18 protein-coding genes are annotated in these 20801 nt (G+C 68.4%); 7 read left to right on the top strand and 11 right to left on the bottom strand.

The features are described from left to right. Positions 1-17: 17 nt before the first annotated feature. The gene (locus tag L1Z78_RS02685; RefSeq protein ID WP_234640031.1) at positions 18-488 is read left to right on the top strand and encodes a CoA-binding protein; all 471 of its coding nucleotides are present in this window, start codon (positions 18-20) and stop codon (positions 486-488) included. A 209-nt stretch (positions 489-697) separates the two neighbouring features. Here L1Z78_RS02685 and L1Z78_RS02680 read toward each other — a convergent pair whose 3' ends face one another. Continuing rightward, positions 698-1540 (bottom strand): GNAT family N-acetyltransferase, encoded by an 843-nt coding sequence (locus tag L1Z78_RS02680; protein WP_234640030.1) that lies wholly within the window; start codon positions 1538-1540, stop codon positions 698-700. A gap of 307 nt (positions 1541-1847) precedes the next feature. On the opposite strand from L1Z78_RS02680, the gene L1Z78_RS02675 reads away from it, so the two are divergent. After that, positions 1848-3680 (top strand): methyl-accepting chemotaxis protein, encoded by a 1833-nt coding sequence (locus L1Z78_RS02675; protein WP_234640029.1) that lies wholly within the window; start codon positions 1848-1850, stop codon positions 3678-3680. A 7-nt stretch (positions 3681-3687) separates the two neighbouring features. On the opposite strand, the gene L1Z78_RS02670 is transcribed toward L1Z78_RS02675, so the two are convergent. Beyond that, on the bottom strand, positions 3688-4515 hold the full coding sequence (locus tag L1Z78_RS02670) for an IclR family transcriptional regulator (protein WP_418921669.1): 828 nt from the start codon (positions 4513-4515) through the stop codon (positions 3688-3690). 141 nt (positions 4516-4656) lie between these two features. On the opposite strand from L1Z78_RS02670, the gene L1Z78_RS02665 reads away from it, so the two are divergent. The 5 genes from L1Z78_RS02665 to L1Z78_RS02645 all read left to right on the top strand — a co-directional run bounded on the left by L1Z78_RS02665 (position 4657) and on the right by L1Z78_RS02645 (position 11389). Continuing rightward, positions 4657-5622 carry an MBL fold metallo-hydrolase gene (locus L1Z78_RS02665; RefSeq protein ID WP_234640027.1) on the top strand — a complete coding sequence of 322 codons (966 nt, stop codon included), beginning with the start codon at positions 4657-4659 and terminating at the stop codon, positions 5620-5622. Between the two features lie 129 nt (positions 5623-5751). Further along, entirely contained in the window at positions 5752-7437 is a 1686-nt protein-coding gene (locus tag L1Z78_RS02660; protein WP_234640026.1) for an FAD-dependent oxidoreductase, read from the top strand. Positions 7438-7468: 31 nt separating this feature from the next. Next, positions 7469-7735, top strand: coding sequence for a DUF2783 domain-containing protein (locus tag L1Z78_RS02655; RefSeq protein ID WP_234640025.1), 267 nt, complete (start codon positions 7469-7471; stop codon positions 7733-7735). A gap of 95 nt (positions 7736-7830) precedes the next feature. Continuing rightward, on the top strand, positions 7831-8796 hold the full coding sequence (locus L1Z78_RS02650) for a Bug family tripartite tricarboxylate transporter substrate binding protein (protein WP_234640024.1): 966 nt from the start codon (positions 7831-7833) through the stop codon (positions 8794-8796). Positions 8797-9637: 841 nt separating this feature from the next. Next, positions 9638-11389, top strand: coding sequence for an IPTL-CTERM sorting domain-containing protein (locus tag L1Z78_RS02645; protein WP_234640023.1), 1752 nt, complete (start codon positions 9638-9640; stop codon positions 11387-11389). Positions 11390-11432: 43 nt separating this feature from the next. Here the strand turns inward: L1Z78_RS02645 and L1Z78_RS02640 are convergent, their stop codons facing one another. From L1Z78_RS02640 to L1Z78_RS02600, 9 genes are all read right to left on the bottom strand, one after another. Beyond that, positions 11433-12179 (bottom strand): ABC transporter ATP-binding protein, encoded by a 747-nt coding sequence (locus L1Z78_RS02640; protein ID WP_234640022.1) that lies wholly within the window; start codon positions 12177-12179, stop codon positions 11433-11435. Beyond that, positions 12176-14077: an ABC transporter permease subunit gene (locus L1Z78_RS02635; protein WP_234640021.1), complete on the bottom strand. Its 1902-nt coding sequence runs from the start codon at positions 14075-14077 to the stop codon at positions 12176-12178. The genes L1Z78_RS02640 and L1Z78_RS02635 overlap by 4 nt, the downstream gene beginning before the upstream one ends. After that, positions 14074-15102 carry a branched-chain amino acid ABC transporter permease gene (locus L1Z78_RS02630; RefSeq protein WP_234640020.1) on the bottom strand — a complete coding sequence of 343 codons (1029 nt, stop codon included), beginning with the start codon at positions 15100-15102 and terminating at the stop codon, positions 14074-14076. Before L1Z78_RS02630 ends, L1Z78_RS02635 begins: the two co-directional genes overlap by 4 nt. An 83-nt stretch (positions 15103-15185) precedes the next feature. Further along, positions 15186-16337: an ABC transporter substrate-binding protein gene (locus L1Z78_RS02625; RefSeq protein ID WP_234640019.1), complete on the bottom strand. Its 1152-nt coding sequence runs from the start codon at positions 16335-16337 to the stop codon at positions 15186-15188. 35 nt (positions 16338-16372) lie between these two features. Continuing rightward, the gene (locus tag L1Z78_RS02620) at positions 16373-17032 is read right to left on the bottom strand and encodes a TetR/AcrR family transcriptional regulator (RefSeq protein ID WP_234640018.1); all 660 of its coding nucleotides are present in this window, start codon (positions 17030-17032) and stop codon (positions 16373-16375) included. A gap of 17 nt (positions 17033-17049) precedes the next feature. After that, positions 17050-18354: a phenylacetate--CoA ligase PaaK gene (paaK, locus tag L1Z78_RS02615; RefSeq protein WP_234640017.1), complete on the bottom strand. Its 1305-nt coding sequence runs from the start codon at positions 18352-18354 to the stop codon at positions 17050-17052. Between the two features lie 11 nt (positions 18355-18365). After that, a complete protein-coding gene (gene paaI, locus L1Z78_RS02610) occupies positions 18366-18833 on the bottom strand; it encodes a hydroxyphenylacetyl-CoA thioesterase PaaI (RefSeq protein ID WP_234640016.1) in 468 nt (155 codons plus the stop codon). A gap of 11 nt (positions 18834-18844) precedes the next feature. Next, positions 18845-19627 carry an enoyl-CoA hydratase-related protein gene (locus tag L1Z78_RS02605; RefSeq protein ID WP_234640015.1) on the bottom strand — a complete coding sequence of 261 codons (783 nt, stop codon included), beginning with the start codon at positions 19625-19627 and terminating at the stop codon, positions 18845-18847. A 168-nt stretch (positions 19628-19795) separates the two neighbouring features. Next, the gene (locus tag L1Z78_RS02600) at positions 19796-20782 is read right to left on the bottom strand and encodes a tripartite tricarboxylate transporter substrate-binding protein (protein WP_234640014.1); all 987 of its coding nucleotides are present in this window, start codon (positions 20780-20782) and stop codon (positions 19796-19798) included. Between the last annotated feature and the right edge of the window lie 19 nt (positions 20783-20801).

Genomic DNA, 20801 nt, shown 5'->3' with positions numbered 1-20801 from the left:
TGCGTACACTGCGGCGCATGAGCGATACAGCAACAGACGCCCAACTGCGCGACATCCTCGCGCAGTGCCGCACCCTGGCCGTGGTCGGCCTGTCCCCGCAGCTGGACCGCCCCAGCCACCAGGCCTCGCAGTACATGCAACGGCACGGCTACCGCATCGTGCCCGTCAATCCCGTGGTCGCCCGCCAGGGGGGCCGCATTCTCGGGGAGCCCGTGCACGCGAGCCTGGCCGATGCCTCGGCCGCCCTGGCCGCCCAGGGCCTGTGCATCGACATGGTGGATTGCTTCAGAAAAAGCGAGGACATCCCGCCGCTGGCCGCCGAAGCCATTGCCATCGGCGCGCGCTGTCTCTGGCTGCAACTGGGCGTGACCAACGCTGCGGCCCTGGCACAGGCCCGTGCCGCAGGCCTGTGGGCGGTGCAGGACCGCTGCGTGAAGATCGAGCACCAGCGCCTGCTGGCAGGCATGGCCCGACCGGCCATGGCCTGATCGCCATGAAAAAGGCCGCAGCCCCTGCGGGCTGCGGCCTCGAATTGGCGTGGACCAAGGCCCGGTTCGATCCGGTGCAGGTGACCTGCATCCGTCCGGGTGTCTGCTTCAGCCCACATCCAGCATCATGCACGGGTTTTATGACAACCCTGTGATGCACATCACGTTCCGGCCCATTGCACAAGAAGCCGGCTTCGCTCCCCTCATCCTCACTGCCGGCTGGCACCCCTCAGAAACATGCGCTGGTAGCGTGCGGGCAGATCCTGCATGCGCATCATGATGGGCAGGTCGGCCGTATTGAAGTCGCTGTCCCAGGCCGGCGCTCCCAGCACCCTGGCGCCTGCACGCAGATAGCCCTGGATCAGCGCGGGCGGCTCCACGCCCATGCCGCTGGTGCTGACCGAGGCCAGCTCCTCGGGCAGGGCCACGCGCGGGCGCACCTGCAGCGCGGGCTCCGCCAGGTGGGTCTGGCGCAATTGCTGCCAGACGCGCGCAGGGCCTTCGCCATGGGCCAGCCCCGGGTACTGCATGGGGATGCTGGCACAGCCGACCATGGCTTCTAGCCGGTTGCGCTGCATGAATTCGGCAAGCGCCGCCCACAGCGCCAGGATCACGCCGCCCTGGCGGTGGGAGGCATGGACGCAGCTGCGACCCAGTTCGACCATGCGGGGGCGCCAGGCATGCAGCGGGCCCAGGTCGAACTCCTGGTCGGAGTACAGGCCGCCGGCGCGCTGCGCCTGCGCGGGCGTCAGAAGCCGGTAGGTGCCGATGACCACGCCCCGGTCGGCGTCGCAGACCATCAGGTGTTCGCAGAAGTCATCGAAGGCATCGACGTCATGGTCGGGCAGCGGCGTCTGCAGCACGGCGCCCATCTCGGTGGCGAACACCGCATGGCGCAGGCGCTGCACCTGGCGCAATTCATCGAGATGGCGAGCCCAGCGCACCTCCAGCCGCAGCGGCTTGTCCGCGGCCCGGGGTGGGGGCAAAAGCGTGGAAAGCGGGGGCTGTGCGATGTCGATCGCCGTGCTGCGAAGGGTGTCCAGAACGTCCATATGCCCGCCTTCCTCGTCATGTTGGACGCAGTCGGTGACCTGCCTGTGCCACTCGGTTTGCCTGCGTGCCGCCATTGTCGAAAGCCGGCATGAAAGTCCCGCGACGGTTGCGTGACAGCAACATGTCATGCCGCCCCACCATGGTGCACTGCAATAAATGCACCTCTGGCAGGTGTTGCGCGCAAGTTGGTGCACGCCATCGGCGCGCTCGGATGTCGCCAAGTTTGAAACAAATTGTGCGTTAATGACAGGGCCGCATGCCCGGCAACGCGGCATGGGCCTTTCCTTCGCCTTCCCTTGCCGCGCCATGCTCCAGACCCTCCGCTCCAAGATCCTCGCCATCAGCACTGCCACCGTGGTCGGCGCCCTTGCCATCACGGGAGCCGCCACCTACCACATCGTCCGCGGCAGCACCTTCCAGACCATTGAACAGGACCTGGACGCCATCACGGCCGGCAACACCATGGCCATCGACCAATGGGTGGCCGCCAAGGGCCTGGCGGTCAGCGCCGCGGCCGCCGTGATCGAGACGGGTGACCCGCAAGGCTTCGCTGCCCACATGGGCAAGGCCAGCGGCTTTCCGATCACCACCGTGGGTTGGGAAGACAAGACCTTCAAATCCACCACCAGCACGCCGCCCGACTACGACCCCACGGCCCGCCCCTGGTACAAGACCGCCGTGCAGGCGGGCAAGCTGACCCTCACCAAGCCCTACGGCGACTCCACCACGGGCGTGCCGTATGTGGCCTTCGTGGCACCCATGCTGCGCGCGGGCACGCTGCAGGGCGTCATCAGCGGCGCCGTTCCGCTGGAGGGCGTGCGCGAGGTGGTCTCCGCCATCCGTCCCACACCCAGCAGCCTGGGCTTCGTGGTGAGCCGTGACGGCCAGGTGCTGGCACATGCCGATGCCAAGCTGCTGCTCAAGCCCGTGTCCGAGATCTCCGAGCTGCTGACACCGGCCGCCCTGGCCTCGCTGGCCGGCGCAAAGGCGCCGCTGGAAGTGGACCTGGGCGGCAGCGCCAAGCTGCTCAAGGCGCGGCCCGTGCAGGGCACGGACTGGCTGCTGCTGGTGGCGCTGGACAAGGCCGAGGCCACGACGGGCCTGCAAAGCGTGGTCCGGACGCTGGCCATCGCCATCGTGCTGCTGGCCTGCATCGCCGCAGCCGTGGCGGCCGCGCTCACCGCCCAGTCCTTCCGCCGCCTGTCGCAGGTGCGCGACGCCATGGACAGGATAGGTTCGGGCGGCGGCGACCTGACGCAGCGCCTGCCGGTCTCGGGCCGCGACGAGGTGGCGCAGATCGCCTCCTCCTTCAATGCCTTCGTGGAGCAGATCGGCACCGTGCTCAAGGACGTGCGCAATGGCGTGGAGTCCATGAAGACCGCCACGGACGAGATCAAGCTGGGCAACCTGGACCTGTCCAACCGCACCGAGTCCTCGGCCAGCGCCCTGCAGCAGACCTCGGCCTCGCTGTCGCAGCTGACGGCCAATGTGCGCCAGTCGGCCGAGGCCGCGGCCATGGCCACGCGCCTGGCACAGACGGCCAGCGCCTCGGCCACCAAGGGTGGCGATGTCGTGGGCGGCGCCGTCAGCACCATGGATGACATCTCCAGGGCCTCGTCCAAGATCGGCGAGATCATCGGCGTCATCGACGCCATCGCCTTCCAGACCAACATCCTCGCGCTCAATGCGGCCGTGGAAGCGGCCCGCGCCGGCGAGCAGGGCCGGGGCTTCGCCGTGGTGGCGGCCGAGGTGCGCAGCCTGGCGCACCGCAGCGCCACGGCGGCCAAGGAGATCAAGGCCCTGATCGACGCCTCGGGCGCCAGCGTGGCCCTCGGCACCGACCGCGTGCGCGCGGCCGGCCAGACCATGGGCGAGATCGTGGACGGCATCCAGCGCGTCTCCCAGATCATCGTGGAGATCAACGGCGCCATGACCGAGCAGAGCGTGGGCATCGCCCAGATCAACCAGGCCGTGGCCGAGATGGACCGCTCCACGCAGCAGAACGCGGCCCTGGTGGAGGAGTCCACCGCCGCCTCGTCCGTGCTCAACGAGCAGGCCCATCACCTGTCGCGCACCGTGGCCGGCTTCACGCTGGACGGACGTGCGCCGGCCAGGGATCAGCTGCTGCTGACGAACTGAGCCGCGCTCAGGCCTGGGCCGGCGCGCCCAGGCGCTGCGACAGGCTGCGCGCCTGCTCCCGCAGCAGCCGCGCGGGACGTCCCTCGGGGTCCAGGTCCAGCGTGACCGAGGGGCCGATGGCGGCAATCGCCAGCACCAGCTGGCCGAAGCCGTCGAACACCGGCACGGCCAGCGCGCTCACGCCTGACAGCAGCTGGTTCTCCACCACGCTCAGCCGGCTGTCGCGGATCACGGCCAGCTCCCGGGCGAACGCAGGATCATCGAGGCGGTGTCCCTCCGCCTCCAGCAGGGGCGCGATGCGCTGCGGCGCGCCGAAGGCCGCGAAGATCTTGCCCGTGGCCGTATGCCTCAGCGATGCCGGCGTGCCGTGGCGCATGGCCACATACACATGGGTCGGACCCTCCTCCACGCGGATGATGGCCGGCCCCTGGCCGCTCCACATGGCGACCGACACCGTATAGCCCACCTCCTGGGCCAGCGCGGGCAGTTCGGCGACCGCCAGGCGCACGGGGTCGGCCTGCTGCAGGCTGATCAGGCCCATCTGCATGGCCAGCGGCCCCAGGCCGTAGTGGCCGCTGGCGCCGTCCTGCTCCATGAGTCCCAGCTTGCAAAAGCTCACCAGGTAGGGATGGGCCTTGGCTGCCGTCATCCCTGCCTCGCGCGCCAGGTCCTTCAGCGCCATGCGCCGGCCCGTGCGCGCCAGCGCCTTGAGCAGTTGGCCGCCGACCTCCACGCTCTGGATGCCGCGCGGCCCGCGCGCGGGCTCATCATCGGTCGTGCCGAAAGGGGAGTGGGTGTCGTTCGAGGGGCGGGTGGCATCGGGCATGGCTGGCATTGTGAACGCTGGACGAAGGTCCTTCGGCGGCCCGAGGGTTTTTCACTATGTCAAATGAATTGTTCAATGTTGAATTTTTACCTAGCATTGCGACATTCAACAAAGACGAATGCATTTGCTCTGAACAAAAGCAGGAAGCCCATGACCACCAAGACCTTTGCCTCCGCCGCCGACCTCGACATCAAGCAGGTGAGCTTCGACAAGCTTTCCGAACATGCCTACGCCTACACGGCCGAGGGCGACCCCAACACCGGCATCGTCATCGGCGACGATGCCGTGATGGTCATCGACACCCAGGCCACGCCCGTCATGGCCCAGGACGTGATCCGCCGCATCCGCGAGATCACCGACAAGCCCATCAAGTACGTGACGCTGTCGCACTACCATGCGGTGCGCGTGCTGGGCGCCTCGGCCTTCTTCAAGGAGGGCGCCGAGCACATCATCGCCAGCCAGGACACCTACGACCTGATCGTGGAGCGCGGCGAGCAGGACAAGGCCAGCGAGATCGGCCGCTTCCCGCGCCTGTTCCAGAACGTCGAAAGCGTGCCCGATGGCATGACCTGGCCCACCCTGACCTTCACCGGCAAGATGACGCTGTGGCTGGGCAAGCTCGAAGTGCAGATCCTGCAGCTGGGCCGGGGCCACACCAAGGGCGACACCGTGGTCTGGCTGCCCCAGGACAAGGTGCTGTTCAGCGGCGACCTCGTGGAATTCGGCGCCACGCCCTATGCCGGCGACGCCTACTTCCAGGACTGGCCGCACACGCTGGACGCCATTGCCGCGCTCCAGCCCGAAAAGCTGGTGCCCGGCCGCGGCGCCGCGCTGCAGACGCCCGACGAGGTGCAGGCCGGCCTGGCCGGCACGCGCGCCTTCATCAGCGACCTGTGGGACGAGGTCAAGGCCGGCGCCGACGCCCGACAGGACCTGCGCAAGGTCTACGAGGCGGCCTTCGCCAGGCTGCAACCCAAGTACGGCCAGTGGGTGATCTTCAACCACTGCATGCCCTTCGATGTGACCCGCGCCTACGACGAGGCCTCGGGCCATGCCGACCCGCGCATCTGGACCGCCGAGCGCGACCGCCAGATGTGGGAAGCGCTCGAAGGCTGATCCCAGGCCGCGCCAGGTCCTGAAAGCCGGCGCGCGCCCATCGCACCTTTCCGTGAACCGGCGCCGCACGGCGTCGGCGGGGACAGCTGCGTCTTTTTTCCACACCGCCCACGACAGAGGACGACCCCCATGTCCCACCCCGCCATCCCCCTGCAAGCGCTGCGCGGCAGCGGCGCCGACATCCAGTCCATCCACATCCCCTACGAGCGCCATGCCGACCAGGACGCCCAGGGCCCCGTACGGCATCCCGTGGTCATCGTCGGCGCCGGCCCCGTGGGCCTGTCGCTGGCCATCGACCTGGCCCAGCGCGGTCAGCGCGTGGTGCTGCTGGACAACGACTGCAAGCTGTCCACGGGCTCGCGCGCCATCTGCTTTTCCAAGCGCACGCTGGAGATCTGGGACCGCCTGGGCGTGGGCCAGCCCATGGTGGACAAGGGTGTGTCCTGGAACCTGGGCAAGGTGTTCTTCCGCGACCAGCCGCTGTACCAGTTCGACCTGCTGCCCGAGGACGGCCACGAGCGCCCGGCCTTCATCAACCTGCAGCAGTACTACGCCGAGGCCTACCTGGTCGAGCGCGCGCTGCAGCTGCCGCTGATCGACCTGCGCTGGCACAGCAAGGTGACGGCGCTGGCGCCGCACGACGCCGGCGCCCTGCTGACCGTGGAAACGCCCGACGGCAGCTACCCGCTGGACGCGCAATGGGTGCTGGCCTGCGACGGCTCGCGCTCGCCGCTGCGCGGCCTGCTGGGCCAGGAAAGCCATGGCCGCATCTTCCGCGACCGCTTCCTGATCGCCGACGTGAAGATGCACGCCGACTTCCCCACCGAGCGCTGGTTCTGGTTCGACCCGCCCTTCCACCCGGGCCAGAGCGTGCTGCTGCACCGCCAGCCCGACGATGTCTGGCGCATCGACTTCCAGCTCGGCTGGGACGCCGACCCCGAGGAAGAGAAAAAGCCCGAGAACATCCTGCCGCGCATCCGCGCGCTGCTGGGCAAGGAGGTGGATTTCGAGCTGGAATGGGCCAGCGTCTACACCTTCGCCTGCCTGCGCATGGACCGCTTCGTCCATGGCCGCGTGGTGTTCGCGGGCGACAGCGCCCATGGCGTCTCGCCCTTCGGCGCGCGCGGCGCCAACAGCGGCGTGCAGGATGCCGAGAACCTGGCCTGGAAGCTGGACCGCGTGCTGCGCGGCCAGGCCGACGCCTCGCTGATCGCAACCTACGGCGCCGAGCGCGAGTACGCGGCCGACGAGAACATCCGCAACTCCACGCGCGCCACCGACTTCATCACGCCCAAGAGCGAGATCAGCCGCCTGTTCCGCGACGCCGTGCTGGACCTGGCGCGCGACCATGAATTCGCGCGCCGCATCGTCAACAGCGGACGCCTGTCCGTGCCGGCCACGCTGCATGGATCGGTGCTCAACACGCCCGACACAGACAGCTTCGAAGGAACGCAGCTGCCCGGCGCCGTGCTGGCCGATGCGCCCATGCGCCGTCCCGGCGCAGACGGCACGGCCTGGCTGCTGCGCGCCCTGGGCCCGGACTTCACGCTGCTGCACTTCGGCCCTACGCCCGCCTGGGCGCAGGCGCTGCCCGACGTGCTCAACCTGTCCATCGCGGCCGAGGGCGAGGCCCATGCGCACGGAGCCGACCTCATCGATGCGCGCGGCCTGGCGGCCAAGCGCCTGGACGCGCGCCCCGGCACCAGCTACCTGCTGCGGCCCGACCAGCATGTCTGCGCGCGCTGGCGCCGCCCCGACGAGGCCGGCGTGCGCGCCGCTCTCCAAAGAGCCTGCGGCGCCGCCGCCACGGCCTGAACCTCTTACGCCCCATCCACAGGAGACCGCCATGCTGCTGTCCACCCACTCCAACCTGCAGGCCTGCGACGATTTCTACGAAGCCCTGATCGCCACCCACCAAGGCCTGGACACCACGCAAAGCCATGCCCTCAATGCCCGCCTCGTGCTGCTGCTGGCCAACCACATCGGCCACCAGGGCACCTTGCTGCATGCGCTCGAACTGGCCCGCGCCAGCGCAGGACTTGCCCCTGCCGGCGTGGACCCCGCCGAGCGCGGCGCCGTGACACCGGTCGCACCGGTGCACGCCGCCGCCTGAAGCCGCGCGCCGCCGCCCGCGCGGCGGCCTGCCATCCCCACAAAGGCGCCTGCCTCACACCCCCAAAAGGCGCCGCATACAACACGGAGACAAGGATGCAACGCAAGCAGTTTCTGGCCGCCCTGGCCTGCTCGGGCCTGGCCCTCATGGGGCCCGCCAGGGCCCAGGAAAAGCCCCTGGAATGGGTCGTGGGCTATGCGGCCGGCGGTGGCTCGGACGTGGTCGCCCGCGTCATCGCCGAAGCCATGGGCCGCAGCCTGGAGCGGGTCATCGTCATCAACAACAAGCCCGGCGCGGGCACCAACATCGCGGCCGAATACAGCGCCCGCTCACGCGACTACGGCAACCTCATGTTCACGGCCGACTTCGCCACGCTGGCGGCCAATCCCTTCCTGTTCAGCAAGCTCAACTACAACGCCGAGCGCGACTTCAAGCCCGTGGGCATGCTGGTGCGATTTCCCATGCTGCTGGTGGTCAACAACGACGTGCCGGCCAGCAACCTCGCCGAGTTCGTGGCCTGGGCCAAACAGCAAAAGACCGGCGTGAGCTGGGGCTCGGCCGGCCTGGGCAGCCCCCACCATCTGGTGGGCGAACTGTTCCGCGAACAGGCGGGCATAGCCAACATGACCCACGTGCCGTATCGCGGTGCGGCCCCGGCCGTGCAGGACGTGGTCGGCGGCCAGATCCCCGCCATGTGGGCCGACAGTGCCACCATCATTCCTTTCCTGAGCGAGAAAAAACTCAAGGCCATCGGCGTGGCCAGCCCCTCCCGCGTGGAGGTGCTGCCCCAGGTCGCCACGCTGCAGGAGCAGGGCCTCAAGGGCTTCGAAGGCTACGCCTGGCAGGGCATCGTCGTGCCCGTGGGCAGCTCGGCCGACGTGGTCAGGAAGTTCAGCCAGTCGCTGCAGCAGGCCCTGGCCGACACCCGCACCAAGGCGCGCCTGGCCGCCATGGGCGTGGAACCCATGCCCGGCAGCGCCGACCAGATGGGCCAGTTCGTGCGCGCCGAACGCAGCAAATGGGGACGCGTGATCGCGGCCAACCACATCAGGCTGGACTGAGCGGAGCTTTCGCAGTCCAGGCACCGCCCGGCCTTCGGCGGCCCGGCAAGCCAGCCCACCGTCCTTGAAGCGCAGGAGCCACAAGGCCCCGGCCCCTGCGCTCCTGCGCCGATCTCCTTCACGGGGTCCTCTCGGCAGGCCCCGCTTGTCGTTGCCGATCACACACCGGCAAGCCATCGTGCATCAGCTCGGACACCGGCCGGCATTCCAGGCAATGCCGGGCCAAGGCCGGCGGCACGCCCCCCTTCCCGCCCGCTTCGGGCTCCCCATCTGGCGACCGTCTCGGCCTATCTTGCGGCATGCATGAAAGAAGAGCGCCGACCGCACCCGCATGCAGAGGAATCGCTCCAGGAATATTTCCATTTCTCCTAGGAATATTCCTATTCAAATAGGACAACTCCTATTTTTCATCTTTTCCGTCCTGATCCAGCCCAATGCATGCATGATGGCCACCTGCCAGCGCAGGGCATTGGCGTTTCTTTCTTCACATTCTTATTCGAGGAGGGGTCAATTCACATGCCGCTTCGAAATTTCTTTGCAGCCGCCCGGAGATGATTCAAAGGCAGCGGGCCCACATCCGCCTCGCCATGCATCCGTGGCCTTTCTGCAAAAAGATGCCCGAATACTCCTGAAACATTCGATGAACCAGGAAGCACCTGGTAGCTGGAAAACCGGCCTTAGATAGACATTCCACGTTTCCATTCCACGAATGCGGATCCTCGATACCGCAGGAATTCGCTTGCCCATTTATTTCGACAAAGACGCAATTCCATTGCAGGCATGGCGTTGGAAGGCAGTTTCCAACATGGCGAAATTCATTCAACCAAGGGAGAGAAGTGATATGGACCGCAATATTTTCCGCGCCCCGTGGCGCGCCCGCCGCAAGGGCCTGATGGGCCGGACGACACGCCTGGCCCTGGGCGGCGTATTGCTGGCCAGCAGCCTGGCCCAGGCCGCCTTCGTCAATGGCGATTTCGAAACCGGGGATCTGAGTGGCTGGACGCAAGAGGGGAAGAATAACAATGGCACGACGCCCTCCACGCCTACCAGCCTGGCGGACCTTCGGCTAGTGTCTTCCAGTAGCAAGCCGCCGCTGGCAACGGTGATCAGCGGCGCCGAGGCCAGCCTCCCGGATCCGCTGCGTGCCTCGGGCAGTTCCGACCTGTTGCTGCCCCTGCGTGGCAGCAATACGGCACGCATCAACCTGTCGGATACGCACATTTCCAGCTATGGGAATCCTCCTTTCACGGGACAGCAATCTACCGCCAGCACCCTTTCCCAGGAAGTGACACTGACGGCGAACGACATCGATGCCGATGGGAAAATCCACATCCGTTTCACCATTGTTCCCGTGCTGAATGACGCACCAGGCCATACTCCTGCAGAGCGGCCCTACTATGCGATCGCTCTGACAAAAACCTATGATGCGCTGACCAGTTCCACGGTGTCCACCGAGGTTTTCTTCCGGTACCACTATGCGCAACAGCCGGGTGTCAACTGGAAGTCGTTCACGGACGCGAGTGGAGAAATACACCGTTTCACCAACCCCCAGGCCTACGATGTGGCTCCAGGCAACCATATCTTTCGTGTAGGGGACAAGGTCCGCCTGGATGCGATCGCGGCGGGATGCAGCCCAGGAGCCCACTCCGGACACCTGTATCTGGACAACGTCGTCACCACGGGCTCATCCAGCGGGGTCTGGATCTCGGCCACCGGGCCCGCGAGCGCGCCCAGGGCGGACAGCACCGAGATCACCTACACCTATACCTACAAGAACAACGGCAATGCGCCGGTCAGCAATGTCGTGGTGGCACTGGCCATGCCCAAGGACAGCACGAATGCCTCCACCAGCTTCGTCCGCCTGGTCGATGCCAATGGCCATTGCTCCGGCCCTGCGGCAGGCGTGGGCTCCACCGACCCCGCGCAGTGCACCGTGCCCAGCCTGGCACCGGGCCAGACCCTGAAATTCGAGATGACCGTCAAGGTTCCCCAGGGCACGCCAGGCGCTCTGATCAACAACGGTGACTACACCATTCGCGGCGACGGGCTGGCCCCGCTGGTGGGAGCCCTGGTACAGACCCAGCTTCTCGGCAGCGCGGCCTCCAGCGACATGGCCGTGGACGCCAGCGGGCTGCCGACCAGCGGCACGGCGGGAACCCCCTACCCGCCCACGGCCTCGTTCTCCTGCACCAATCTGGGCGCCGCCCCCGCAGCCAACGCCTTCTGCGAGGCGGCAGGCCTGCCCACCGGGATCACCGTGGGCCAGTGCACGATGAACGGCACGCCATGGTCGTCGCCCGCCACCGTTCCCGCGAATGCCACCGTGATCTGCCCCGTCTCCGGCACGCCAGCAATACCGGGTTCCTCCGACCACGTGACGATCACCACGGGTGCGGACAATGACACCGACCCGACCAACAACCAGGAGACAGTGTCCGTATCCACCACCCCGCCGATCTTGCCGCCGCCGGTACCCTCCGTGGCGGCGGCCCCCATTCCCACGCTGTCCGAATGGGGCCTGATCGCGCTGTCCGGGCTGCTGGGCCTGATGGGCTGGGGCATGGCGCATCGCCGCCGCAGAAGCGGGCTGTAACCCGGAGGGCTGCGATGCAGTGTTCAGCCCCCTGCGGCGTGGCTCAGGCCGCTGCCGCCTCGGCGCTGCGCCCCATGCCCAGGTAGGTGTCGATGATGCGCCGGTCGTGCAGCAGCTCGCGCGCCTGCCCGCTGAGCGCCACGGCGCCCATCTCCAGCACGTAGGCACGGTCGGCCACCTTGAGCGCGGCGCGCGCGTTCTGCTCGACCAGCAGCACCGAGACGCCGTGGTCGCGCAGGCCGGCCACGACCTGCAGCACCTCGCGCACGATCAGCGGTGCCAGTCCCAGCGAAGGTTCATCGAGCAGCAGCAGGCGCGGGCGCGCCATCAGCGCGCGGCCGATGGCCAGCATCTGGCGCTCGCCGCCCGACAGCGTGGAGGCCATCTGGGGCCGGCGCTCCTTCAGGCGCGGAAAGATGGCGAAGACCTCGTCCATGCGCTGCACCTGGTCGCGCAGCCCCCGGCGCCAGCGCGAGAAGCCGCCCAGCAGCAGGTTGTCCTCCACCGACATCTCGCCGAACAGTTCGCGTTTTTCGGGCACCAGGGCCACGCCGTGGGCCACCATGACCTCCACGCCGGGGCGTGCGATGCGCTGGCCGTCCAGATGGATCTCGCCGCGCGAAGGCAGCAGGCCCATGGCGGCCGACAGCAGCGTGGTCTTGCCCGCGCCGTTGGGTCCGATGACGGTGACGATCTCGCCCGTGCGCACCTCCAGGTCCACCTGGTGCACCGCTTCCACGGGACCGTAGGACACGCTCAGGCCCTGGAGCTGCAAAAGGGTTTCACTCATGCCGCTTCTCCTGTGGTGACGGGCTCTTGCTCATCGTCGCCGCCTCCCAGGTAGGCGTCGAGCACGCGCTGGTTCACCTGGATCTGGGCTGGCGTGCCCTCGGCGATCACGGTGCCGAATTCCAGCACCGTGATGCGGTCCGCAAGATTCATGACGAACTCCATGTCGTGCTCGACGACGAGAATGCCCAGCCCCTCGGCGCGCAGCTGGCGCAGCAGGTCGGCCAGGGCCTGTTTTTCCAGGTGGCGCAGGCCGGCGGCCGGCTCGTCCAGCAGCAGGGCCGCAGGCTGGCCAGCCAGGGCGCGTGCGATCTCCACGATGCGCTGCTGGCCCAGGGCCAGCGAGGCCGCCGGTACATCGGCGAAGGCGCCCAGGCCGCAGCGCTCGATCTGGCGACGCGCCTCGGCCAGCACCGAAGCCTCCTCGGCGCGGTCCAGGCGCAGCATGGACGCCAGCCAGCCACGGTGGGCACGCCGGTGCGCGCCCACGGCCACGTTCTCCAGCACGCTGCGCTGGCCCAGCAGGCGCACATGCTGGAAGGTGCGGCCCAGGCCCAGCGCCGCGAAGCGGCGCGAGGGCGCGTCGTTCATGGCCTGGTCCATGAAGCGGACCTGGCCCTCGGTCGGCGAATCCACGCCCGAGATCATGTTGAAGAAGGTGCTCTTGCCCGCGCCATTGGGGCCGATCAGCGCATGCACCTCGCCGGCCTTGAGCGTCATGGCCACGTCGTTGTTGGCCACCAGGCCGCCGAAGCGCTTGGTCACATGCTCGGCCGCCAGCAGCACCTGGCCCGGAGCGGGCAGCTCGCGCCGCGCCAGCGGTGCCGCATCCGCCAGCTTCAGCGCGGATACGGGCCTGCGCACCCAGCGCGCCGTCAGGCGCTGCAGCGTGGGCCACAGGCCTTCGGCGAAGCGCTGCAGCACCAGCACCATCAGCAGGCCGAAGACGATGACCTCGAAGTTGCCGCTGGTGCCCAGCAGGGCCGGCAGGATGTCCTGCAGCTTTTGCTTGACCAGGGTGATCAGCGTGGCGCCCAGCACCGCGCCCCACAGGTGGCCGGCGCCGCCGACCACGGCCATGAACAGGTATTCGATGCCGACATTGAGGTTGAAGGGCGCCGGGCTCACGAAGCGCTGCATGTGGGCATAGAGCCAGCCCGACAGCGTGGCCAGCAGGGCGGCCAGCACGAACAGCTTGACGCGGTAGTGTGCGGTATCGATGCCCATGGACTCGGCCATGACCCGGCCGCCGCGCAGCGCGCGGATGGCCCGGCCCTCGCGCGAGTCCAGCAGGTTGTGCAGCAGCCACAGCGCCACCAGCAGCACGGCCCAGATCACCACGCCCATGGCGCGCGGCGAGGCCAGCGAGACGCCGCCGATCACCAGTGGCGCAATGCCCGTGATGCCGGTCTGCCCGCCCAGGAACTCCATGTTGCCGAACAGGTAGTACAGGCTCAGTCCCCAGGCGATGGTGCACAGCGGCAGGTAGTGGCCCTGCAGCTTGACGGTGACGGCGCCCAGCAGCCATGCGACGACGAAGGTGATGGCCAGGCCCAGGGCCAGGCCCACCCAGGGCAGGCCCGCCGCGCCCACCAGCCCGCCCAGCGCGGCCACCGAAGCCGGCGCCGTGCAGACCCAGGCCGTGGCATAGGCGCCGATGCCCACGAAGGCCGCCTGGCCGAACGAGGTCATGCCGCCCACCCCGGTGAGCATCACCAGACCGGCCGCCACCAGGGCGAACAGGCCGATGTAGCTGAGGATGACGACGGTGAAGTCGGGCAGGAAGCCCCAGGACAGCGCCAGCAGCACGATGGCGGCCACCGTGAGCACGCGCGTGCTGATGCCTCCCGGGGGCGCCTGGACCGGCGTGCTCGCCTGCGAGGAAACGGGGACACTCATTCTTCTTCCTCCACATGGTGGCTATTGCGCGAGCGCCACCACAGCACCGGGATGATCAGCGTGAACACCAGCACCTCCTTGTAGGCACTGGCCCAGAACGATGAGAAGGCCTCCAGCAGGCCCACCAGCAGTGCGCCGGCCAGGGCCAGCGGATAGCTGGCCAGGCCACCGACGATGGCCGCCACGAAGCCCTTGAGGCCGATCAGAAAGCCCGTGTCGTAGTAGACCGTGGTCAGCGGCGCGATCAAGAGGCCCGAGATGGCGCCGATCAGCGCGGCCAGCGCGAAGCTCACGTCGCCGGCCATGGCCGTGGGAATGCCCATCAGGCGTGCACCCACGCGGTTGATGGCCGTGGCGCGCAGCGCCTTGCCGATCATGGACCGCTCGAAGAACACGAACAGCAGGGCCACCAGCACCAGGGCCACGCCCACCACCACCAGGGACTGGCCCGAGATGGTGATGTCGCCCAGCCGCAGCTGGGCTTCGGAGAAGGCCGGCGTGCGCGAGCCTTCGGCGCCGAAGAACAGCAGGCCCAGGCCGACCAGCACGCCATGCATGGCCACCGATACGATGAGCAGCATCAGCACCGAGGCGTGGGCCAGCGGCCGGTAGGCCAGGCGGTACAGCAGCGGCCCCATGGGCGTGATCAGCACCAGCGTGGTCAGCGCCTGCAGCATCAGCGAGGACGGGCGCAGGGCCCAGGCCAGGGCCACGGCGATGGCGGGCAGGGCCAGGCACCACAGGAAGGTGGCGGGCCAGCTCACCGGGCTGCCGGCGCGCCAGCGCAGCAGGTCCACCACGAGCACGGCGGCCGCCAGGGCCAGCAGCAGCCACAGCGTGGTCGGCACGCGGCCGGCCTGCATCATGGCCAGGGTCAGGGCACCGAAGGCGACGAACTCGCCCTGCGGAATGAAGATGATGCGGGTGACCGAGAACACCAGCACCAGGGCCAGTGCCATCAGGCCGTAGACGGCGCCGTTGACGACGCCGTCCTGCCCCAGCAGCAGGGCGATTTGCAGATCCATGATCGACTTTCGGGCAGGCACGGCCGAGCGCCACAGCGATGCCGCTGCCAGGCGGCATCCGCTGCGGCCTCAGGCCTGCGGGTTCAGGGCTGGTACTTCCAGGTGCCGTTCTCGATCTTCACCATGACGGCCGCGCGCTGGTCCAGGCCCAGGTGGTCGGTGGGCGTCATGTTGAAGATGCCGTGGGCGCCGGCCACGTCCCTGGTCTGCTCCAGCGCGTCGCGCAGCGCGGCGCGGAACTCGGCCGTGCCGGGCTGGGCCTTCTTGAGCGCGGCGGGAATCGCGGCTTCAAGTACACGGCCCGCGTCCCAGGAGTGGGCACCGAAGGTCGAAGCCGTGCCCTTGCCGTTGGCGGCCTCGTAGGCCTCCACATAGGAGACGGCGGATTTCTTGACCGGGTTGGCGTCGGGCAGCTGGTGGGCCACCAGCACGGGGCCGGCGGGCAGCAGCGTGCCTTCCACGTCCTTGCCGCCCACGCGCAGGAAGTCGGCATTGGCCACGCCGTGGGTCTGGTAGATCCTGCCCTGGTAGCCGCGCTCCTTGAGCGATTTCTGCGGCAGCGCGGCCGGCGTTCCCGAGCCGGCGATCAGCACCGCATCGGGCTTGGCCGCCATGAGCTTGAGGGTCTGGCCCGTGACCGAGGTGTCGCTGCGCGAGTAGGCCTCGGTGGCCGTGAGCTTGATGCCCTTGGCCTCGGCCACCTTGCGGAACTCCTGCAGCCAGCTTTCGCCGTAGGCGTCGTTGAAGCCGATGTAGCCCACGGTCTTGACGCCGGACTTGGCCATGTGCTCGCCGATGGCGGCGGCCATCATGGCGTCGTGCTGCGGCGTCTTGAAGACCCAGAACTTCTTGGCGTCCACGGGCTCGACGATCTTGGCCGAGGCGGCCAGCGTGATCATGGGCGTCCTGGCCTCGGAGACCACGTCCACCATGGCCAGCGAGTTGGGCGTGATGCTGGAGCCCAGGATCACGTCGACCTTGCTTTCGCTGATCAGCTTGCGCGTGTTGGCCACGGCCGCCGTGGTGTCGGAGGCGTCGTCCAGGATGATGTAGTTGACCTTCTGGCCCGCCACCGTGCGCGGCATTAGCGCCACCGTGTTTTTCTCTGGGATGCCCAGCGAGGCCGCCGGCCCGGTGGCCGAGACCACCACGCCCACATTGATGTCGGCCAGGGCCGAGCCCCAGACCGTGGCCAGGGTCGCGGCCAGCAGGCCCAGTTTGGTCAAACGCTTCATGTCTGTCTCCTTTGTGTTGGATGGGCGTGGTGCCGTCAGGCGCCACAATTTACCGTGGTAACTACTTTTTTGCCAGCGTTTCGATGCCCGGGTTTGCCTGGGGTCTGCACGGCAGGCAGCCCGCCCAGGAACAGGTCGGCCACCACGGGCGCCATGGCCTCGTGGTCCAGCGTGCCGTCGGGCCGCAGCCAGGTGAACATCCAGTTCATCATCCCGAACAGCAGCATGGCCAGCGCCTTGGACAGGCCCGCGCCGCCCGCGTCGGGACGCAACTGGGCCACGGCCTGGGCGAAGGCCTCGACAACGGCGCGCTCCTTGCCCAGCACGCGCTGGCGGTCGTCGTCCTGCAGGAAGCGCACGTCCTCGGTGAGCACACGGTGGGCATGGCGGGCATGGGCGTATTCCTGCACGAATCGCTCGATCAGCATGCGCAGCCGGGGCTCGGGCGGCAGCTCCAGCGCCTGCACCTCGTCCACCAGGGCCTGCAGCCGGGTCATGTGGCCGTCGGTGATGTCCACCAGCAGCGCGTACTTGTCGCGGAAGTAGTGGTAGATGGTGGGCTTGGACAGGCCGCAGGCCTGGGCCACCTCGTTCATCGAGGTGCCGGGGTAGCCGCTGCGCGCGAACAGCGCGGCAGCGTGGCCCAGGATCAGTTCGCGCTGGTCGTCGTATCCGGAAGATCGGCCTCGGGCCATGGGACTCCTTTGCGCGGTCAGCGGCTGCGGTGGTCGATCACGCGGCGGGCCTTGCCCACCAGGGTGCGTTCGATGGCATCGGGCGGCAGCACCCGGACCTCGGCGCTGACGCCGACCAGGGTCTTGATGCGCTGCTGCACCCACTGCTGCAGCGCCTGCGCGTCGGCCTGAGCCCCGGGCTGCATCTCGCAGCGCACTTCCAGCCGGTCCAGGTTGCCCTCGCGGCTGACCACCAACTGGTACTGGCCCGACAGCTGGCCGTTGTGCAGCACGATCTCCTCGATCTGCGTGGGAAACAGGTTCACGCCGCGGATGATGAGCATGTCGTCGCTGCGACCCACGATCTTGCCCATGCGCCGGAAGCTGCGCGAAGTCGGCGCCAGCAGCCGCGTCAGGTCCCGCGTGCGGTAGCGCACGATGGGCATGGCCTCCTTGGACAGCGACGTGAAGACCAGCTCGCCCTCGCTTCCGTCCGGCAGCACCTCGCCCGTGTCGGGGTCGATGATCTCGGGGTAGAAATGGTCCTCCCAGATCACCGGCCCGTCCTTGCTTTCCACGCATTCGCTGGCCACCCCCGGCCCCATCACCTCCGACAGGCCGTAGATGTCCACCGCGTCCAGCCCCGCCTTGCCCTCGATCTCGCGGCGCATGGCCTCGGTCCAGGGCTCGGCGCCGAAGATGCCGATCCTCAAGGAGCTTGCGCGCGGGTCCAGGCCCTGGCGCTGCATCTCCTCCACGATCACCTGCATGTAGCTGGGCGTGACCATGATGATGTCGGGCCGGAAGTCCTCTATCAGCTGCACCTGCTTTTCCGTCTGCCCGCCCGACATGGGCACCACCGTGCAGCCCGCGCGCTCGGCACCGTAGTGCGCGCCCAGGCCCCCGGTGAACAGGCCGTAGCCGTAGGCCACATGCACCATGTCGCCGGGTCGCCCGCCCGCCGCGCGGATGGAGCGCGCCACCAGGTTGGCCCAGTGGTCGATGTCCTTCAGCGTGTAGCCCACCACGGTGGGCTTGCCCGTGGTGCCCGAGGAGGCATGCACGCGCGCCACCTTCTGGCGCGGCACGGCGAACATGCCGAACGGGTAGTTCTCGCGCAGGTCCTTCTTGGTGGTGAAGGGAAAGCGCGACAGGTCGGCCAGCGTGCGCAGGTCCGAGGGGTGCACGCCTTGTGCGTCGAAGGCACGGCGGTAGTGCGGCACGTTGTCGTAGGCGTGCTGCAGCGACCAGCGCAGGCGCTGAAGCTGCAGGGCCTGGATCTCGTCGCGGCTGGCGGTCTCGATGGGGTCGAGGCTGCCGGGGGCGGGGCACTGGGCAGGCATGGCGGACCTCTTCAGGCGGGCTCGGTCAGCCCAGGCACGGTGGGCCGGCCCTTGAAGCTGTGCGAGCGGCCCCGGAACAGCGCGATCACTTCCTGGCGCTGGTTGCTGACCTGCACGTCGTAGACACCTGTGCGGCCCGCGCGCGAGACTTCGCGGGCCTGAGCGGTGAGCAGGTCGCCGGGTCGGCCAGGCGCGACGAAGTCCACGCTCAGGCCCGAGGCCACGGTCATTTCGTTGCGCGCATTGCAGGCATAGGCGAAGGCCGTATCGGCCAGGGCCGTGATGAAGCCGCCGTGGCAGATGTCGAAGCCGTTGAGCATGTCGTCGCGCACGGCCATCTCGATGCGGGCCGCGCCGGGCGCGATCTCCACGATGCGCAGCCCCAGGCCCTGCGCCGCGCGGTCGCGCGCCAGCATGCCGTCGCGCACCTGCTCGGCCAAGTGCTGCGCGGCGTCGGCCGCGGAAAGAGTGTCTTGCATGGCGCGGCTCCTCAGCGGTCCGTGAACACAGGGGCGCGCTTGCCCAGGAAGGCGGCCACGCCCTCCTGGTAGTCGTGGGCCGCGCCCAGCTGGCCCTGCTGGCGCGCCTCGCGCGACAGCGCATGCTCGTAGTCGAGCAGTTGGGCAGAGTCCATGGCCTCCCGTGTGCGTGCCAGGGCCCGCACCGGCATGCCGGCCAGGCGCTGCGCCAGGGCCTGGGCCTCTCCACGCAGCTCGGCATCCTCGACACAGTGCCAGATCAGGCCGATGCGCTCGGCCTCGGCCGCAGGCAGCTTGTCGCCCAGCAGGGCCAGCCCCAGGGCGCGCGCGCGGCCCACCAGGCGCGGCAGCAACCAGGTGCCGCCGCAGTCGGGCACCAGGCCGATCTTGGCGAAGGCCTGGATGAAGCTGGCCGAACGTCCCGCCAGCACCAGGTCGCAGGCCAGCGCGATATTGACGCCGGCCCCCGCCGCCACGCCGTTGACGGCCGCCACCACGGGCACGGGCATGGACTTGAGCCGCAGGCACAGGGGCTGGTAGCGGCGCTCGATCAGGTCGCCCAGATTCTGGTCCGGCGCCGCCTCGGGATCGGACAGGTCCTGGCCCGCGCAAAAGCCGCGCCCCGCGCCCGTGAGCACCACGCAGCGCACCGAGGCGTCGCCGGCAGCCTGCTCCAGGGCCGAAAGCAGTTGCTCGTGCAACGGTGCGTTGAAGCTGTTGAGCGCGTCGGGACGGTTCAGCACCAGGGTGCGGACGGCGTCCTGCTGTTCCACCAGAACCAGCGATGGGGGCATGAAAGTCTCCGTGGCCTGTCTGCCGTCTTTATGCGGCAGATCAAACATAATTTACCGAATGGTCGGTAAATGTTAGTCCCCCAAGCCACTTGGCGACAAGCGTTCAGGCACTGAGAGAAACCCTAGTCACCTGTCAAAAAGAGGCCCGGCGGGCCTCTTGGTGTCTGTTCAGGGCTTGAAGCCCGAGCCCTGCACCACGGGCGCCCACTGCGCACGGTAGGCCTTGAGCATGGCGGCCGTCTGGGTGCTGCTGCTGGAGACCGGGATCAGCCGGTTGGCCTCGAATTTCTCGCGCGTTTCGGGCTCGTTCATGATCTCCTGCACCATCTGCGACAGGCGCTCGGCGGCGGCAGGGGCCATGCTCTGCGGCGCGAACAAGGTGTTCCAGCCCATGCCCGACAGGTTCAGGCCCGACTCCTTGAGCGTGGGAATGTCCGGCGCCATGGTGCTGCGGCGCTCGCCCGACACGGCCAGCACGCGGATCTTGCCGGCCTCGTGCTGGGGCAGCAAGACATCGAAGGTATCGATGGCCAGCGGCACCTGGCCTCCGACCAGGTCGGTCAGCAGCGGGGCCGAGCCCTTGTAGCCCACGACCTCGGCCTGCACCTTGGCCGCCTGGCCCAGCATCAGCGAGAAGAAGTGCGGCAGGCTGCCCGTGGCCGGCACACCCACGTTGGCCTGCTGGGGGTTGGCGCGCAGCCAGGCCAGCAGGTGCGACAGCTGCTTGACGGGCACGGCGCTGGAGACTGCCACGCCGAATTCGTAGCGGTTGACTTCGCTGACGGGGCGGAAGTCCTTTTCGGGGTCGTAGCCCGAGTCGGCGAACACCAGGGGCGCCACCAGCATCACGGCCGGATTGGCGATCAGCAGCGCGGGTTGGGAGGCCGGCGCGTTCTTCACATACTGGGCCGACAGGCGACCACCCGCACCGGGCTTGTTCTCGACCACCACGGGGGAGCCGAGGCGCGACTGCAGCTTGTCGGCCACGATGCGCGCCACGCGGTCGGTGGCGCCACCGGGCGGATAGCCGACGACGATGCGCAGCGGCACCTTGCCCGGAAACGGCGATTCGGCAGCCGGGGTCGCAGCCAGGACGCCGACGGCAGGGAAGACGGAGGCCAGGGCCAGGATCTGGGTCAAGGTTCTACGCTGCATCGCAAACTTTCTCTTCAAG

The organism is Delftia tsuruhatensis, assembly GCF_903815225.1.
Lineage (GTDB): Bacteria > Pseudomonadota > Gammaproteobacteria > Burkholderiales > Burkholderiaceae_C > Comamonas > Comamonas tsuruhatensis_A.
The sequence above is the reverse complement of the archived record's forward strand: the minus strand, read 5'-3'. Positions and strand labels throughout refer to the sequence as shown.

What these genes read in the sequence shown, in the direction of transcription:
- L1Z78_RS02685 (WP_234640031.1), top strand. Translation starts at nt 18, where the DNA reads ATGAGCGATACAGCAACAGACGCCCAACTGCGCGACATCCTCGCGCAG.
- L1Z78_RS02680 (WP_234640030.1), bottom strand. Translation starts at nt 1,540, where the DNA reads ATGGACGTTCTGGACACCCTTCGCAGCACGGCGATCGACATCGCACAG.
- L1Z78_RS02675 (WP_234640029.1), top strand. Translation starts at nt 1,848, where the DNA reads ATGCTCCAGACCCTCCGCTCCAAGATCCTCGCCATCAGCACTGCCACC.
- L1Z78_RS02670 (WP_418921669.1), bottom strand. Translation starts at nt 4,515, where the DNA reads ATGCCAGCCATGCCCGATGCCACCCGCCCCTCGAACGACACCCACTCC.
- L1Z78_RS02665 (WP_234640027.1), top strand. Translation starts at nt 4,657, where the DNA reads ATGACCACCAAGACCTTTGCCTCCGCCGCCGACCTCGACATCAAGCAG.
- L1Z78_RS02660 (WP_234640026.1), top strand. Translation starts at nt 5,752, where the DNA reads ATGTCCCACCCCGCCATCCCCCTGCAAGCGCTGCGCGGCAGCGGCGCC.
- L1Z78_RS02655 (WP_234640025.1), top strand. Translation starts at nt 7,469, where the DNA reads ATGCTGCTGTCCACCCACTCCAACCTGCAGGCCTGCGACGATTTCTAC.
- L1Z78_RS02650 (WP_234640024.1), top strand. Translation starts at nt 7,831, where the DNA reads ATGCAACGCAAGCAGTTTCTGGCCGCCCTGGCCTGCTCGGGCCTGGCC.
- L1Z78_RS02645 (WP_234640023.1), top strand. Translation starts at nt 9,638, where the DNA reads ATGGACCGCAATATTTTCCGCGCCCCGTGGCGCGCCCGCCGCAAGGGC.
- L1Z78_RS02640 (WP_234640022.1), bottom strand. Translation starts at nt 12,179, where the DNA reads ATGAGTGAAACCCTTTTGCAGCTCCAGGGCCTGAGCGTGTCCTACGGT.
- L1Z78_RS02635 (WP_234640021.1), bottom strand. Translation starts at nt 14,077, where the DNA reads ATGAGTGTCCCCGTTTCCTCGCAGGCGAGCACGCCGGTCCAGGCGCCC.
- L1Z78_RS02630 (WP_234640020.1), bottom strand. Translation starts at nt 15,102, where the DNA reads ATGGATCTGCAAATCGCCCTGCTGCTGGGGCAGGACGGCGTCGTCAAC.
- L1Z78_RS02625 (WP_234640019.1), bottom strand. Translation starts at nt 16,337, where the DNA reads ATGAAGCGTTTGACCAAACTGGGCCTGCTGGCCGCGACCCTGGCCACG.
- L1Z78_RS02620 (WP_234640018.1), bottom strand. Translation starts at nt 17,032, where the DNA reads ATGGCCCGAGGCCGATCTTCCGGATACGACGACCAGCGCGAACTGATC.
- paaK (WP_234640017.1), bottom strand. Translation starts at nt 18,354, where the DNA reads ATGCCTGCCCAGTGCCCCGCCCCCGGCAGCCTCGACCCCATCGAGACC.
- paaI (WP_234640016.1), bottom strand. Translation starts at nt 18,833, where the DNA reads ATGCAAGACACTCTTTCCGCGGCCGACGCCGCGCAGCACTTGGCCGAG.
- L1Z78_RS02605 (WP_234640015.1), bottom strand. Translation starts at nt 19,627, where the DNA reads ATGCCCCCATCGCTGGTTCTGGTGGAACAGCAGGACGCCGTCCGCACC.
- L1Z78_RS02600 (WP_234640014.1), bottom strand. Translation starts at nt 20,782, where the DNA reads ATGCAGCGTAGAACCTTGACCCAGATCCTGGCCCTGGCCTCCGTCTTC.